Raw genomic sequence first — 15,214 nt, 5'->3', positions numbered from 1 at the left:
AGTCTCTCTGATTGACGGGCTAACATACATATCACTCTGCGCTGAGTGACGCACTAGCGCAACACGTAAACCGATACCGTGACACCGCAGCCCTTGAGTGATGATGACTCAAGTACATCGGCTGTCGGAGACTCCTTGAAGATCAAGCTGGAGCAGCGCATGTACTACTTTAGTGCCGGTGAAGCAAAAAAATAATATTTAAAAACAAGATGTTATTTTTTTAATTTCATTTTCGCTTATGATTCAGGTACACAAGTACACTGTTTTCAGTGAAGCTTTACTTTTACACTTAAAGGTCATTTTAAACGGTTGGAGAGACGAGTATGACGAATGGATTATCGCAAAATATTTGCCAACCAGAGTTACGGACGGCCTTTTCAACGTCGCGAGATGAACAGCAGGCAGTTGAGGAACTGTATCAGCAACTCAACTGGTCAGATCTCAACTTTGTGTTATTTTTCTGTTCTGCTGAATATCAACTCGACCGGCTCGCCTCTCTGCTGCAAGCCCGCTTCGCCGATATACTGATTGCCGGATGTACCACCGCCGGAGAAATTACGGCGATGGGCTATGATCAGGGCAGCATTTCGGCGATCGGCTTCTCCCGTGAGGCGTTTGCTGTCAGTGGGCTGCTGATTAAACAGTTGGATGAATTTAATTTTAATGATGCTCAGGAACTGGTCGAGCATCTGACTCAGGCGTGTCTTGATCAGCAAGTGGCACCGATTAAAAATCATAGTTTTGCGTTGACGCTATTCGATGGTTTATCGACTCAAGAAGAGCGGGTGCTGGTGACGCTCGATTCAGTCTTAGGCAGTATTCCTCATTTTGGTGGATCGGCCGGTGATGATATTCATCTGAGCAATACTCACGTGTATTTTGATGGTGCTTTCTGTACCGATGCGGCGGTCATTATTCTGGTGAATACCGCTTGTGAGTTTCAGGTGTTTAGTGATCATCATATGGAAAATTGCGATACTAAACTGGTGGTCACTGAGGCTGATAGTGAGCAGCGGCGGGTGTTAGAGTTGAATGCTGAGCCGGCGGCCATCGAGTATGCTCGGATTGTCGGGGTGCCGCTGACACAACTGAATCATGAGGTGTTTGCCTTAAATCCTATCGCGGTGCGTATTGGTGATGAATATTTTGTGCGTTCGATACAGAGCGTTAATGACGATTTAAGCCTGACATTTTATTGCGCGGTGGAAAACGGTATCGTGCTAACTCTGATGCAGCCGGGTGAATTGATGTCATCGCTTGATCAGCAGTTAACAGAAAAAGAAGTAACGCTTGGCGAGCATCTTATTACGTTGGGATGTGATTGTTTTTTACGCCGTTTGGAAGGTCGGATTCGCGGTCAGAGTGAACAGGTTTCAGCATTACTACAGCGTCATCGAGTAGTCGGCTTTAATACCTATGGTGAACAGATCGATGGTATGCATGTGAATCAGACCTTTACCGGTGTCGCGATCGGGAGAAAGCGATGAGTGAGCGGAAACCTGCGCCGTCGATCGATTTAGCTCAGCGGGTCGAGCAGTTGGAGCGCGAAAACCGTAAGCTAGAAAAGATTAATCGGGTATTGATTGAACGGGTTGAAGTGAGTGCCACAACGCGTACCGATCCGTATGCGGCATTTGAGCATTCGGTCGTACTCGCCGAACAGGTGAGAGAGCGCACCGCGGCGCTGAATGTTGCCCTCGGTGACCTCAAAACCAGCAATATAGCCCTGAGTCAGGCTAAACAGCAGGCGGAAGTCGCGCATCAACGACTAATAGACGGGATTGAGAGTATCTCTGATGCCTTCGTGCTGTTTGATAGTGAGCGCCGTATTGTCTTATATAACAGCAAATTTGAATCGGTTTGGGCCGCCACGGGCGTCTCAATTGCACAAGGTTTAGGGATAGAGGATATCCGTCGGTTAGCGGATCAACATGGATTGATCGAAGCGGAGTTCCGTGGAGAAACTGATAACTCTGTGTTCTATCGTTTACATGATGGTCGTTGGTTTCAAGTGAGCGAAAGGCCCACGCTGGATGGCGGGCTGGTGATTCTGTATACCGATATTACCGAACTTAAGCAGAATGAAACGGCGCGTCGGGAGCGCGCATTGGCGGATAAATCTAGAGTGTTGCAGAACACCGTGGATAACTTATCGCAAGGCGTGGTGCTGATTAATGCCGAAGGTTATCTTGAGGTCTGGAATCAGCGCTTTCTGACCTTGTCTGGTTTGACCGAAGATGAGCTTACTCAACAGTCGCAATTTGAAACTTTAATCGATCGTTGTGAACTGACGTTGTTGACCCCTTATAGTCATCCGCATTTAGCGGGAGGCAGCACGGCAGGCACCATAGAGTTAGAGCAAAGTCTGGCGAATGGCTTGGTGATTGAGATTCGCTCTCATCCGATTCAGGAAGGTGGGTTTGTTAATACCTATACGGATATTACAGAACGTCATCAATACGCCGAGACACTGCGAGAGAGTGAGCAATGGATACGCTTGATTACCGATCATGTGCCCGCGTTGATCGCCTATGTGGGTGAAGATTTGCGCTTTCAGTTTACCAATAAAGTCTATGAAGATTGGTATGGCTGGTCGCGGGAAGCATTAACCGGTAAGAAAATATCCATGATTCATGGAGAAGAGCAGTTCGTCAAACTCAAGCCTTATACGGATAGGGCGTTAGCGGGTGAAAGTGTTAACTTTGAGATAGAAGAGAAAGACGCTCAAGGCGGACCGCGATACATGCTCAAAGCGTATGTGCCCAACCTCGATGCTGAGGGACGGGCGGTGGGTTTCTTTGTTCTGATTCGCGACATTACCGAGCGACGAAAAACCGCTTATGCCTTACAGGAAGCCTATCAGACGTTGGAACAGCGGGTGATAGAGCGTACCTCGGAATTGACTAAGCTGAATGACCAATTATGGCAACAGATAGCCGAACGCAAACAAGTTGAGGGGCAGTTATTAGAAGCCAGTAAGCATGCGGAACAGGCGAATCTGTCAAAGACTAAGTTTCTGGCGGCCGTCAGCCATGACTTATTACAACCGTTAAATGCCGCCCGCTTATTTACCAGTGCCCTGCAGGAAAAGCCTGCGCTACAGAGCGAGCGTCATCTCATCGATTCTGTAGGGAGTTCATTAGACGATGTGGAATCATTGCTCAGCACGCTGGTGGATATTTCCAAGCTGGATGCGGGCGTGATTGAAGCAGATGTCACGGTATTTCCTGTCAGTAGTTTGCTGAATAATATTGCGAATGAGTTTCAGCAAGTGGCGGTTAGCGAGCGATTGCAGCTGCGTTATGTGGCGAGCAGTGCGGTGATCTGTTCTGATTCACAGCTGTTAGCGCGTATTTTGCGTAACTTTTTGACCAATGCGATTCGCTATACCGACACCGGAACGGTGTTATTGGGTTGTCGACGTAAACGATCTAGCTTGGTGATTGAGGTCTGGGATACGGGGTTAGGGATACCGGAAGATAAGTTAGGTGATATTTTTCTTGAGTTTAAACGCTTACACGGCAGTCCTGTGGTCAATGATAAGGGGTTGGGGTTAGGGCTGGCCATCGTTGATAAGATTTCGCGGATGCTGGGACATCAAATTAGTGTTAGCTCTGTGCCAGGTAAAGGCTCTATGTTCTCGGTAGAGGTGCCATTGGCGCGGGCCGAACAGTTACCGAAAGAAACCAAAGAGGAATACCTGCCCACCGTCGGTAATCAATTGACCGGAGTATCGGTTTGGCTGATTGATAATGATCCGGCTATCTGTCGTGGGATGCGTGTCTTGCTTGAAGGTTGGGGATGTCAGGTAGCGACGGTTCAGGATAAGGCGCAGTTAATGGCATTACTCGCACAGCATCCGGCGCCGACGCTATTGATAGCGGATTATCATCTGGATAATGATGAAAATGGCCTCGATGCGGCGATCACCTTCAATCAGCAATTAGCGCGGACTATCCCAGTCATTATGATCACGGCAAACTACACGCATGAACTTAAGCAGGTGGTCAGAGAACAGGGGTATTTGTTGATGAATAAGCCGGTTAAGCCGATGAAGTTGAAGATGACGCTCAATCATCTGCTGGAATCAGCACACTAGGTTAGCCTAATGTGCCGTCTCATCGATTGCTGTGGGTTGGTTTGATCGATGCCGGTGATATAGGATATCGATCAGGCATTGCGCACTATTACTATGATGATATTAGCGTTTTAGATATTGATTGAAATCGATATTGCCGGCGGATAATACGGCTTGTATGCGATTGTGAACTCCGAGTTTGCGCAAAATAGCACTGACATGTGCTTTTACCGTAGTTTCGGCAATATTCAGGTTGTAAGCGATCTGTTTATTGGATTCTCCTTCTGACATACGTTCGAGCACCAACAGTTGTCGACGGGTTAGGGAGGAGAGCATTTCATCAGGAATTTGACTATCGTCATGACGACGCTGAATGCTACTGCGGGGCTTTTCTGAACGGATAATGTCAGATGGCAGATAGACGTTGCCATCTAAGATTTGCTGTAAAGCATCGGTCATCTGTTCGCGCGGAGAGGATTTAGTGATAAAACCCACCGCCCCGTAAGTGATGGCTTGCAGGACGATCTGTTTATCTTGTTCGGCTGAGACAATCACAACGGGAATCGTGGGCGAGTCGTTACGTAAGCTGATCAGACCATTGAGGCCATTCATCCCCGGCATATTCAGATCGAGTAAGATTAAGTCGAGATCATCTTCTTGGGCTGCGATGGTCAGAGCGCTATCCAAATCGTCAGTTTCAAGCGTTTCGCAACCTGGAAAACCGTTGGCTATCACGCCACATATCGCTTCTCGAAATAGCGGGTGGTCATCGGCAATTAAAATTTTATACACGTTGTTCTCCCGTTGGACGACTGCCATGGTGACAGTGTATGGGTGTCCATTATAATTATTCTGTCATGGGGCTAATCATGGGGCCAAATTTCCAAGCACAGCTTACTACATTGACACATCGAGGTTGTAATCGTTTTTGCATCGAGTCTTAAGGCGTTAAACAGTTCATTTTCGTCAGCCCTGCTGTGATTCTGTTAAGTATAACTTTAATCGCCATGTATGAGTTCTGTTATGAATGTGATAGCGCTCCGTGAATGATATGAGCGGTGTCATTGTATCGGCTACAGATAAATCGATCTAGATTATCGTTGCCACCATTACAACCTTAGTCGGTGTTAATGTGTATTCGACTTAACGTGCAAAAAAGCAGGACTAAAGTACTGTTTTGCTGATTTATAAAATCACTGCATACCTGTTTCATGCTAAAATTCAACGATGTATGACTGCTTTAGTCAGTCGTAAGTGCTATGGCTTTTCTGCTTATTATTCAGTGGATATGCGTTTTATAGATATCAATATAGTGACAATAATTAGGGCTCGGCGAAGCGGTAGCGATGGCTTTTAAACGACAACGACATGACAACTCAACCGGATCGCCTACTCAGCTTTTGTGGGGTGGGGCTTTTATTATTTTACTGTTGTTGGGCGCACAAGCCCTGTATTTTTATTTTAATACGCAGTCGCACTATCGAGCACAACTCAATGTTTTACGCGAAGAGTTAATAGACGAGCAGCATAGCCGGCTTGCCTCGGAATTGGCCGATGCGCGCGCGATGATTGATCAGCGGTTCATTGAAGCGATGGCATTACTAAAACAACAGGCCCGTAGTCAAACGCATCAGGCGCTGACGCAGATGAATTCACTCTATCAACGTTATCACGAACAGTTAAGTGACGCTGAGATGCAGCAGATGCTGATTGAGTCTCTCAGAGATATTCGTTTTTTTGATGGGCGCGGTTATTACTTTATCGATGAGATGGATGGCACCATACGGTTGCTACCGACGAACTCCGAGAAAGAGGGGAGCTCGGCACTGAGTATGCAGGATACTGCTGCTCAGCGAGTTATGCAGGGATTGATTCGGGTGGTGTCAAATCCACGCCAGGAAGGGTTTTCTTACTATCGGTGGTATGCACCCGATGATAAGCAAGTGATGAAAGAGAAGGTCTCCTATGTCGGCGTGTTTAAACCGTATAATTGGATCGTGGGCACAGGCGATTATTTATATCGATTTGAAAATGACTTAAAGCCGAAGATTTATGATGATATCCGTCATATTCATTTTGCTCGCACCGGCTATATTGCACTGATGAATCGGCAAGGCCGTCTACTGGCCAGTGGTGCCAACCCCGAACGTGAAGGCATCGATTATTTACATCACTCAGATCCCGCTATCCGTGCAACAACCCAGCAGATTATCGAGCAAGCGCAGCTGGGCGGATATTTATCCTACGATGACTATCAAGCTGATAAGCATCCCTTGATAAAGAGTCAGCTCATCGAGGACCGAGACTGGGTTTTGATGGCTGGGATTTATCAAAATGAAATCAATGAACTTTTTTCATCGAAGCAACAACGCCTAGATGCCGAGATAAAAAGAGATCGATTACATCAAATGATAGCGCTGTCGGTTATTGGTTTATTAGCGTTGCTGATAACACTGACCTATAGTCGCTGGCTGAAGGCGCGTTTCACGCGGTACGAGCATGATATTAATCGTCAGCAGCATAAATTACGGAAAGTGGCTGATACATTAAAGCTGAATGCGTTAATTGTCGAATCCGCCTATGAGGGGGTGATTGTTTGTGATGCCGACCTGCGGATAGTGCAGGTCAACAGTGCTTTTACGCGTATCACCGGATATCCATCCGCTGAAGTACTGGGGAAAACCCCAGCGATACTCTCGTCAGGCTTTCATGATGATCAGTTTTATCAAGAGATGTGGCATGCTTTAAACGTTGAAGGTAGTTGGCGGGGCGAAGTGTGGAGCAAGCGCAAGAGTGGTGAGGTCTATCCCGAATGGTTATCGATCAGTGAAAATAAATACGCTGATGGCTCCGTGCAGAATTATATTGCGACGTTTTCGGACATCACGCAGCTTAAGGATTTAGAGCATAAGTTACGTGATTTGGCTGAAACGGACCCTTTGACGGGACTGGCGAATCGACGAATGTTGATGGATTGCCTTAATCGCGATCTGGCTGCACGACATCGTTATCAATCGGCAGGCATTGCGTTGTTTTATATCGATCTCGATCATTTTAAAACCATTAATGACTGCTATGGACATGATATTGGTGATTCACTCTTAATAGAGGTCGCCAAGCGTTTGCAAAGTTGTCTGCGCGATTCGGATTTGCCCTGCCGAGTAGGAGGGGATGAATTTATCTTAATTGTGAAATTTAAAGAAGATATCGGTGTTGAAGAGTTGATTCAGTTCAGTCAACGTCTCTTAAATGCACTGATTAAGCCAATGCACTTAACCAATATCGACATAGAGATCAGTTGTAGTGTGGGGGTCGCGGTGTGTGAATCAAGTGATGATGCTTACAGCTTGATGAAGAGTGCCGATCAAGCACTCTACAAAGCCAAGCATCAGGGACGGGGGTGTGCTTGTTTTCATGATGATCGTATCAGCGCGACCGTTTACCCATCCCCTGCTGAGGTTGAAAGCCCGTGACGGCGAGTACCGATGCGACGAGTGTCACCAGGCAGACAATGATAAGTGCTTCGCTGTGCCACTGCTGATACAGCGCAAAGCGAATCAGTTCGACACCATGCGTAAATGGGTTCCAAGCACAAACCCAATATAACCACTCATTGGCTTCGCGCATCTTCCATAGAGGGTAGAGGGCAGAAGAGAGAAAGAACATCGGAAAAATAACAAAGTTCATCACCCCGGCAAAGTTTTCTAACTGTTTGATCTTGGCCGAAATGAATAGACCGATCGCGCTGAGCATCATGGCCACCATTAAGAATGCGGGCAGGGCGGTTAGATAGCCCCAAAGGGGGGCCTCAACGCCCCAGCACCAGGCAATTAGCAGAAAACCATAGACTTGTAGTAACGAGACTAATGAGGTTGCGAGGAGTTTGGCAAGCAGGAGAAAAGGTCTTGGCATGGGACTGATCAATAACACGCGCATGCTGCCCATCTCACGATCATAGACCATCGATAGTGAACTCTGCATGCCGTTGAATAAAATAATCATGGCGCATAAGCCGGGTACGATATAAACCTCGTAAGTGATATAGGTTTCATAGGGTTCGATGATGGCGATGCCCAGTGCCGCGCGAAAGCCAGAGGCAAACACGACTAACCAGAGTAACGGCCTAACGAGCGCACTAAAGAAGCGTGACCGTTGATGAATAAAGCGTAACAACTCTCGTTGTAATAAGCCGTTGAAGCAGATGAGTAGATCCCGAAACGTCATTCTGTGACTCCTGTCAGTGACCGAAATAAACTACTGATATCGGCACACCGATGTTGCTGACAGAGTTGGGCGGCAGTATCACTGGCGAGTACTTTGCCTTTAAATAGAATGGTAACTAGATCATCGCTCTGTACTTCTTCCATTAAATGGGTTGCCCAGAATGCGGTGAGTTGCTCTGTTTGACACAGCTGTCGAATATGTTGATTGAGAGATTCACGGGTGGCGGGGTCAAGCCCGACACTGGGTTCATCGAGTAATAAAATTTCGGGTTTATGTAGCAAAGCGCGGGCGATTTCGACTCGTCGACGGTGACCACCGTTGAGATGGCGCACTTTCTCATCGAGCCGATCCTGCAAATCAAAGCGTGCCAGTTGTTCGCTAATACGCGGTCGTGCCTGTCGTTTTGACATACCGTGCAGTGCCGCATGATAGTAGAGGTTTTGGGCGACAGTGAGGTCTAGGTCTAGGGTACTTTGTTGGAATACAACGCCCAGTTTTCGCATCACCTGTGCAGGATGCTGGGCGATACTGTGGCCAGCAATGCTAATATCGCCGCTTTGTAAGGCATATAAGCGTGTCAGCAAAGCAAAGAGTGTGCTTTTACCTGCTCCATTAGGCCCTAATAGCGCGTTAAAACGCCCCTCCTGGAGCGTCAGGTTAATATCCTCTAGTGCCAAGAGCGAGCCATAGCTGAAACTGAGGTTGCGGATGTCGATGCTCATGGCGTTTGTCCTGATCAAGGTTTGATTCGCACACCCCAAGGGTAGCGGCCCACTTTGATGGATTTGATCACCTTCATGTCATCGATATCAATGACCGAGACATCACCGCTGATACCGTTAGTGGTGAGCAGCATGCTCTGATCGCTATTGAAATCCATATGCCAGACACGGCGGCCCACTAATAGATAGTCGAGTACTTCATAGGTTTTCGCATCGACCACGGCGATGTGATTGGCAGGCCCGAGCGCAACAAAGGCATAGCGGCCATCGTCGGTGAGTTTGACGCCAACAGGCTGAACTTTGTCAGGATGAATGCCTTTTATGTTGAACGTTAACTTACGTGTGATTTGACGGCTGTCGACATCAATAACGGACACCGTGCCGCCAATTTCAGCGGATACCCAGACGATATCCCCCTGTTGATTAAACTCGACATGGCGTGGGCGCTGATCAACCAGTGTATTATCAACCAGCTCGTGGGTTTCAGTATCGATCCAGTGAACCATATTGGTGGTTTCGCTGGTACTTAGCGCCCACTTTCCATCGGGGCTGACGGCCATCCCTTCCGGCTCAACACCGACGTCGACCTGTGCCAGCACCTCGAAGGTTACGGTATCCACTACTGTTACCAGAGCGTCATCTTCGTTGGCAATATAGAGACGGCGGTCATCGGGATGCAGGGCAAACTGTTCCGGATCTTCACCGGATGGTAGTTCGCCAATGATGGTGTGATCTTTCAGATCCATAATCTGAACAGTATCGGAATCACTGGCACAGATGTACAGTTTGGTTCGGTCCCGGTTAAAGATAATCCCGCGTGGACGTTCGCCTACGTCCAGGGTTGCAGTGACTTCCATGGTATCCAGATCGATAATCGAGAGGGTGTCATCTTTCTCGTTGGATACATAGGCCGTTTCAGCCCATGCCGGTGTACTGAGCAAAGCACCGCTTAGAACAGCTGCAGCCAGAGGTTTAAGTGTCGATTTAACCGTTTTCATAAAACAATACCTATTATTTTCTTATGGTTAAAAGCTTAATCAGTTACTGAAGCTAACCTGACATTGAGATTCAGGTTTATCAAAGCCTAGTGTATCCAGTTCAGTAACCGGGTGTAGAAAGCCTTCCAGAGGGGGTTGTGAAACCAGTGATTTGGGGTGGACCATCGGTATCGGCTGACGCAGCTGACCACTCCAGAGTCGGTAATTCAGTTTGCGGCCTTTAAAGCCGGCTAACTGAAATTTGTCTGAAGTGATGAAGCTGAACAGCTCTTCAGGAGAGTCGGATCGGGTCTGAGTCACCGCTTCACCAATAGAGCGAACTGCCGCCCAAGCGGCATAGTCCTTATCGTTCATCCAGCGGGAGCTGAGTTTTTCAAAGCGGCTCTGTAACTGAGCCGCACCCCACTGTTCGACCACTCGGTGCCATGCCACTGGGGTTAAACCTTGAGTGCCGGCGACGGGGCGAGGGTACCAGGTGTTGTATTGAACATACTCACCAAAATCACCTCGCTCATCGGCAACTACCACTAAGTCATACTCAGCGGTCTGGGTAAATAGGGGCAACTCTTTTTGAGCCGTACGACGCAGGTCGGTATCAAAGTCCCAAGTTTTCTCTTCAATCACGTTGATACCGAAGCGTTTACTGCTGCGTTTTAAAGAATCTGCATAAGCGATATCTTCTGGGGTATCCCCTCTAATAATCAGCCAGTCGCTGAGCCGCTTGGCGTTGGCCCATTGCGCTAACGCATCAGTAAGCATCGCCCGACTGGGCAGGGTATGAAGGGTGTTCTTCAGGCACTGCTTGCTCCGCAGTTCATTGGCATAGCTTCCGGCATTAAAAACAGCCGCGCCATGCTTTGTTGCCAGATCTACGAGTTGTGTCAGCTGGGTGGCTGGAAGGTCGGCAACCAGCAGTTTAATACCCTGATCCAACCAGCCCTGAGCAATGCTGCTTACCTGTTCGGGTGACTCAGCCAATTCGCTGGCAAGGTTAAATTTCTGCTTCAGAAAGCGGCCGGTCGTGTTGTTGTCTTTGATGCCTAGTTCAGCCCCTTTAAAGCCTCGATCTTTAGGCTCGGGGATCAGGTTGGACAGAACAGGGCCTTGATCAGGGTGGTAAGCGATAAAGCCGATTCTGATCGTTAAAGTCTCACTCGCCTGAGCTAATGCAGGTAGCAAGATGGCCAGTATAAGGGCAGTTTTTCTAATTATTTTCATTTTTTACTCCATACGCTACCCGTTCAGAATAGGGGGAAGTGTGGGCGGAATAAATATGAAGAAAGTATTGTTCAAATAGTTCTCAAGTACTATTTTTAAAAATTCACAGCGCCTTAGCATAGATAAGGAAAAGACAAACAATGAGGTTCTGTGCAATGAAAACAATGATAAAAACAATGTCGGCTGTAATGTTAGTAACCGGGGCGATGGCCTTTAGTCATCTGTCTATGGCAAAGGGTGATCTGACCCGTAAGCCTGTTGCTCTGCCTGATCTGGTGATGGGAAGTGAAGAGAGTGATTACAGCTTTTCTCAGAAAACCTATGAGCTGGAAACCGGTACCGCCTACAAGCTGGAGATCATCTCCAGTGGTCTTAAAGAGTATGCATTACAGGCGCCTGAATTCTTTACATCTGTCTTTCTGCGTAAGGTTGAAGCCGGTGGTATGGAGATTAAAGCGGTTGGCCTGACTGAGCTTGAATTTGAAGATGAAGGCAGCGCTGAGATCTACTTTGTACCGATTAAACCGGGTAAGTTTGAATTTTATGCTGATGGCCTGCAAAACAAGGGCATGGTTGGTGAGTTTGTAGTGAAGTAAGCAGTGAAGTAAGCAGCGATACAGATGTGAAGCAGGCGGTTATACCGCCCGTTTTTGCTTTAGGGAAGGTGCGAATAAGTCCGTTATGTTCTCTGCGGACATTAGAATGGCCAGATACGCGAAAGCCAGAGGCGTAATTGACTTATTCGCACCTTCCTTAGAAAAAGAGAGTTACGGAGGTTGCGATGAAGCGGTTGTCTGCTTTTCTTCTGCTGTTATCACTTTCTGTTCAGGTGCCGGTTCAGGCAAAGGAGCCTGAACTTTCAGAAGCGTTTCTGCAGGCGGCCCCTCGGATAAAACTCTATATGGCTTATGCCGAGTATAAGATGGGGCATCATGAGCTGGCCCGGATGATGTGGCGGGCCACCGGAGGAAGTGGTCGGGCAGAAGCGCTGTTTAATCTGGGCAACCTCTCTGTACAGGGACTCAGTGTTGAAAAAAATATTACTGAAGCGGTGAGTCTCTATAGCGAAGCGGGGCGGCTGGGAAGCCGTTCTGCGGCTTATCAGTTAGGTCTTCTTTATCTGCATCATCCGGATCTGAATGATGCAACCAAAGCCCGGCACTGGCTCTCTGTGGCCGCGATCGATGGTGATGAGGATGCAGCAGAACGGCTGGCTACACTGAGCCGCGATGAACAGTCTGATGATCCATTACGAGCAGTCGAGGCGCTACTTATTCAGGGTGAAACAGGCGCTGCGATTCAGCATTTGCAGCAATTGGTAGAGAGTGATCCGGTCAACCTGACTGCGGCAACCAGGCTTGCCTGGCTGTATGAGAGTGGTTTGGGTGTGGAGAGAGATATTAGCCGAGCAGCTCAATTATTTATGAGAGCGGCAGAGGGCGGAAATGCCGAAGCGCAGTATGCTCTTTCAGTGATGTATCAAACTGGAGTAGGGCAGGTGCAGAATCGAGTCTTAGCTGATTTATGGCTACACCGTGCCGCGGCTCAGTACTACCAGCCTGCATTGGATACATTATCGGCCTCCGGCAGCGCCGATTAACAAGTAAAGGGGGATGTGGCCCCGTTAAAAAACTTTTTTTGTTAGATTACTGTATTAAGGGCTCATTACTAGAGATGAACATTATTTGTTCAATTGTTCTCATCGGCGTGATTTTAACCCCAGTTTTTTCGTATGCCTTTCATGTATCGGATCGAAGTCCGGATCATCGGCAACTCTTTTACATAGATCTGAGGAAGGTGGTTTTACTCGCCTAGTTTGGTGTGCATAAATGGTGGGCCGAATCAGTTAGTGAAAAACTCGAAGTAGAGACGCTGGCTCTACTTCGATAGCTCATTTTTTATGTATGTATTTTATAACATATTGATATTTAATAATTATTTCTTTATTTGGCATCTGGCTTAGTACCAAGGTACTGGTTTTTCAGCACCAAAGCAGAATTCAGACGCTTTACCTTCCCGTTCTATTATCAAACCCATAGAGATCTACCGGTTTTCTGAATGACTTGTCAGTCACTATCAGAGCCGCAAGATCTGAGATTTTAAAAACTCTAATAAGACTGGTGATGTAAATGAGAATGCCAACGAAAACTCTGGGTGTTATTGCTGCAGGTTCACTTTCTATGCTGTTGTCGGCGCAAGTTATGGCGCATGGTGATGTAACTCCGCAAGCCATTGATACGCATCTACTGAAGCCTCTGGGTGAAGAATGGTTAGAGGAAAACCCCTACGGCCAAGATTATGAAAATCATGCGGCGGCGGTTGAAATTGGTTTTTCTGCTTACACTCAAAACTGTGCTCGGTGTCATGGTCTCGAAGGCGTTTCTGGGGGAATTGCACCCGATTTGCGCTACCTAGAGCCCGGTATTGAAGGCGATGAGTGGTTTAAATACCGTGTTATTAACGGTGCCGTGCGTGATGGTCGAGTGTATATGCCAAAAATGGCGGATTATCTGAATCAAGAAGCGTTGTGGGCGATTCGTTCATGGTTAGAAACTGTTGCCACCACCGAATAAAAGGAGCCGATGATGCGCTTTGTTGCCCTGTTAGTCGTATTTGCCCTGAGTTGCATCGGTACGGCTCAGGCGCGCCATTTTGATGATGTCGTGGATAGCGGTGTTATTTATATTGGCGCTTATAAAGATTTCCCGCCTTACTCATTTATCGATGAGCAAGGTGAGCCTGCGGGCGTCGATATCGAGATAGGGCGACGTATCGCTGCGGCGTTTGATCTGCAGATGGCGGTGCACTGGATTACGCCCGATGAAACCCTGAGTGATGATTTACGTAACAGTGTCTGGAAGGGGCACTACCTCGATAAGGATGAAGCCAATCCCTTGGCGCGCAAGCATCTTGCCGATGTCATGATGCGGGTACCCTATGACCGGGAATATGCCTTTCAGCGTGACGGTCAAGGCTTGCTCATCAACGATCAGGTGGTGTTATTTGGCCCGTATCAACGGGAGCGCTGGCAGGTCGCTTTCGATAGCGAAAAAATCGAGCGGGTTAGCACGGTCGCGGTGTTTCAATACCACCGTATTGGGGTCGAGATAGATAGTTTGCCGGATTTTTATCTAACCTCCGCGTTTGCTGGGCGAATGCGCAAAAATACCATTCACTTCTTTAATAATGCCGCAGCCTTTGAGGCGATGGTGGCAGGTAAGGTGGATGCGGTGATGGGAATGCGCGCAGAGATCGATTGGCAGATGAGTCAGCGAGACGATCAACGTTATCGGCTCGCTGAAAATGGCTTTCCGGCGATGGGTAAGCAGCAGTGGGATATTGGTATGGCGGTTTCACAACGCTATCGACAGTTGGGCAATGAGGTCGATGTTGTGGTTGAAGAGATGATTCGCAGCGGTGAAATTGAATCAATCTATGCCGCTTATGGGTTGCGATATGAGTTACCTGGGTTATATCAGGATGTGACTCAATAGTCGTTGATAACGCTTAGTCGATGACTGAATCGATGTCGGGACAGGCATTGATATCAGCCATGTAGCAGAGGTTTATGATGTTGCAAAAACATTCATCAGAAGAAGGGCGCTCTGTCATGATTACTGCGATGCCTGAGTTAACGCCGATACTCAAGGCGGATTGTAAGTTATATTTCGATGGTCAACATAACCGTTGGGTGCTGAAAGCCCCGCAACAGTTGGTGTTTCCCGATCAGCTCTCACTCATCACGTTACAGGCCTGTGATGGTCACTGTAGTAGTGCGCAGATTGCCCGTTCACTGGCGTCTTTTTCCGCGCTAAAGAATGTTACCGAATTTGATGTGTTGGATGTGTTAGCTGATTTTGAGCGACGTGGATTCATTTCAGTGCTCAACGTTTAATCGTTAGGGAAGGTGCGAATAAGTCAATTACGCCTCTGGCTGACAGAGAAGCTGGAGATCAAGGCAACAGTTACAGGCA

General features: G+C 47.7%; 13 protein-coding genes. 8 read left to right on the top strand and 5 right to left on the bottom strand.

The window, feature by feature from the left end:
• Positions 1 to 323: 323 nt before the first annotated feature.
• A complete protein-coding gene (gene nosP / locus Q4488_RS14420) occupies positions 324 to 1,487 on the top strand; it encodes a nitric oxide-sensing protein NosP (protein ID WP_303581182.1) in 1,164 nt (387 codons plus the stop codon).
• Positions 1,484 to 4,099: a NahK/ErcS family hybrid sensor histidine kinase/response regulator gene (locus Q4488_RS14415; protein ID WP_303581181.1), complete on the top strand. Its 2,616-nt coding sequence runs from the start codon at positions 1,484 to 1,486 to the stop codon at positions 4,097 to 4,099. The genes nosP and Q4488_RS14415 overlap by 4 nt, the downstream gene beginning before the upstream one ends.
• Before the next feature lie 102 nt (positions 4,100 to 4,201).
• Here Q4488_RS14415 and Q4488_RS14410 read toward each other — a convergent pair whose 3' ends face one another.
• Positions 4,202 to 4,870 (bottom strand): response regulator transcription factor, encoded by a 669-nt coding sequence (locus Q4488_RS14410; protein WP_303581180.1) that lies wholly within the window; start codon positions 4,868 to 4,870, stop codon positions 4,202 to 4,204.
• Between the two features lie 554 nt (positions 4,871 to 5,424).
• Between Q4488_RS14410 and Q4488_RS14405 the strand changes: the two genes are divergently transcribed.
• Positions 5,425 to 7,551 (top strand): cache domain-containing protein, encoded by a 2,127-nt coding sequence (locus Q4488_RS14405; RefSeq protein WP_303581179.1) that lies wholly within the window; start codon positions 5,425 to 5,427, stop codon positions 7,549 to 7,551.
• On the opposite strand, the gene Q4488_RS14400 is transcribed toward Q4488_RS14405, so the two are convergent.
• From Q4488_RS14400 to Q4488_RS14385, 4 genes are read right to left on the bottom strand one after another with little or no spacing between them, the layout of a single operon-like run.
• A complete protein-coding gene (locus tag Q4488_RS14400; protein WP_303581178.1) occupies positions 7,505 to 8,302 on the bottom strand; it encodes an ABC transporter permease in 798 nt (265 codons plus the stop codon). The genes Q4488_RS14405 and Q4488_RS14400 overlap by 47 nt on opposite strands.
• Positions 8,299 to 9,024 carry an ABC transporter ATP-binding protein gene (locus tag Q4488_RS14395; RefSeq protein WP_303581177.1) on the bottom strand — a complete coding sequence of 242 codons (726 nt, stop codon included), beginning with the start codon at positions 9,022 to 9,024 and terminating at the stop codon, positions 8,299 to 8,301. The genes Q4488_RS14400 and Q4488_RS14395 overlap by 4 nt, the downstream gene beginning before the upstream one ends.
• A gap of 14 nt (positions 9,025 to 9,038) precedes the next feature.
• The gene (locus Q4488_RS14390; protein ID WP_303581176.1) at positions 9,039 to 10,022 is read right to left on the bottom strand and encodes a YVTN family beta-propeller repeat protein; all 984 of its coding nucleotides are present in this window, start codon (positions 10,020 to 10,022) and stop codon (positions 9,039 to 9,041) included.
• 39 nt (positions 10,023 to 10,061) lie between these two features.
• Positions 10,062 to 11,240: an ABC transporter substrate-binding protein gene (locus Q4488_RS14385; RefSeq protein ID WP_303581175.1), complete on the bottom strand. Its 1,179-nt coding sequence runs from the start codon at positions 11,238 to 11,240 to the stop codon at positions 10,062 to 10,064.
• A 155-nt stretch (positions 11,241 to 11,395) separates the two neighbouring features.
• On the opposite strand from Q4488_RS14385, the gene Q4488_RS14380 reads away from it, so the two are divergent.
• The 5 genes from Q4488_RS14380 (at position 11,396) to Q4488_RS14360 (ending at position 15,135) form a co-directional block, all read left to right on the top strand.
• Complete coding sequence (locus tag Q4488_RS14380) at positions 11,396 to 11,836, top strand: copper-binding protein (protein WP_303581174.1); 441 nt, start codon at positions 11,396 to 11,398, stop codon at positions 11,834 to 11,836.
• 185 nt (positions 11,837 to 12,021) lie between these two features.
• Entirely contained in the window at positions 12,022 to 12,840 is an 819-nt protein-coding gene (locus Q4488_RS14375) for a tetratricopeptide repeat protein (RefSeq protein ID WP_303581173.1), read from the top strand.
• Between the two features lie 529 nt (positions 12,841 to 13,369).
• On the top strand, positions 13,370 to 13,813 hold the full coding sequence (pedF, locus tag Q4488_RS14370) for a cytochrome c-550 PedF (protein ID WP_303581172.1): 444 nt from the start codon (positions 13,370 to 13,372) through the stop codon (positions 13,811 to 13,813).
• A gap of 12 nt (positions 13,814 to 13,825) precedes the next feature.
• The gene (locus Q4488_RS14365) at positions 13,826 to 14,734 is read left to right on the top strand and encodes an ABC transporter substrate-binding protein (protein WP_303581171.1); all 909 of its coding nucleotides are present in this window, start codon (positions 13,826 to 13,828) and stop codon (positions 14,732 to 14,734) included.
• Between the two features lie 74 nt (positions 14,735 to 14,808).
• The gene (locus Q4488_RS14360) at positions 14,809 to 15,135 is read left to right on the top strand and encodes a hypothetical protein (protein WP_303581170.1); all 327 of its coding nucleotides are present in this window, start codon (positions 14,809 to 14,811) and stop codon (positions 15,133 to 15,135) included.
• Positions 15,136 to 15,214: the final 79 nt, after the last annotated feature.

It is taken from the genome of Amphritea sp. 1_MG-2023 (assembly GCF_030547545.1).
In the GTDB taxonomy this organism is placed as follows: domain Bacteria; phylum Pseudomonadota; class Gammaproteobacteria; order Pseudomonadales; family Balneatricaceae; genus Amphritea.
This window is presented reverse-complemented; position numbering and strand designations above follow the sequence as displayed.

Excerpts from the sequence above, each read along its gene's own strand:
- nosP (WP_303581182.1), top strand. The coding sequence starts at position 324 with ATGACGAATGGATTATCGCAAAATATTTGCCAACCAGAGTTACGGACG.
- Q4488_RS14360 (WP_303581170.1), top strand. The coding sequence starts at position 14,809 with ATGATGTTGCAAAAACATTCATCAGAAGAAGGGCGCTCTGTCATGATT.
- Q4488_RS14380 (WP_303581174.1), top strand. The coding sequence starts at position 11,396 with ATGAAAACAATGATAAAAACAATGTCGGCTGTAATGTTAGTAACCGGG.
- Q4488_RS14415 (WP_303581181.1), top strand. The coding sequence starts at position 1,484 with ATGAGTGAGCGGAAACCTGCGCCGTCGATCGATTTAGCTCAGCGGGTC.
- Q4488_RS14390 (WP_303581176.1), bottom strand. The coding sequence starts at position 10,022 with ATGAAAACGGTTAAATCGACACTTAAACCTCTGGCTGCAGCTGTTCTA.
- Q4488_RS14365 (WP_303581171.1), top strand. The coding sequence starts at position 13,826 with ATGCGCTTTGTTGCCCTGTTAGTCGTATTTGCCCTGAGTTGCATCGGT.
- Q4488_RS14385 (WP_303581175.1), bottom strand. The coding sequence starts at position 11,240 with ATGAAAATAATTAGAAAAACTGCCCTTATACTGGCCATCTTGCTACCT.
- Q4488_RS14400 (WP_303581178.1), bottom strand. The coding sequence starts at position 8,302 with ATGACGTTTCGGGATCTACTCATCTGCTTCAACGGCTTATTACAACGA.
- pedF (WP_303581172.1), top strand. The coding sequence starts at position 13,370 with ATGAGAATGCCAACGAAAACTCTGGGTGTTATTGCTGCAGGTTCACTT.
- Q4488_RS14405 (WP_303581179.1), top strand. The coding sequence starts at position 5,425 with ATGGCTTTTAAACGACAACGACATGACAACTCAACCGGATCGCCTACT.
- Q4488_RS14395 (WP_303581177.1), bottom strand. The coding sequence starts at position 9,024 with ATGAGCATCGACATCCGCAACCTCAGTTTCAGCTATGGCTCGCTCTTG.
- Q4488_RS14375 (WP_303581173.1), top strand. The coding sequence starts at position 12,022 with ATGAAGCGGTTGTCTGCTTTTCTTCTGCTGTTATCACTTTCTGTTCAG.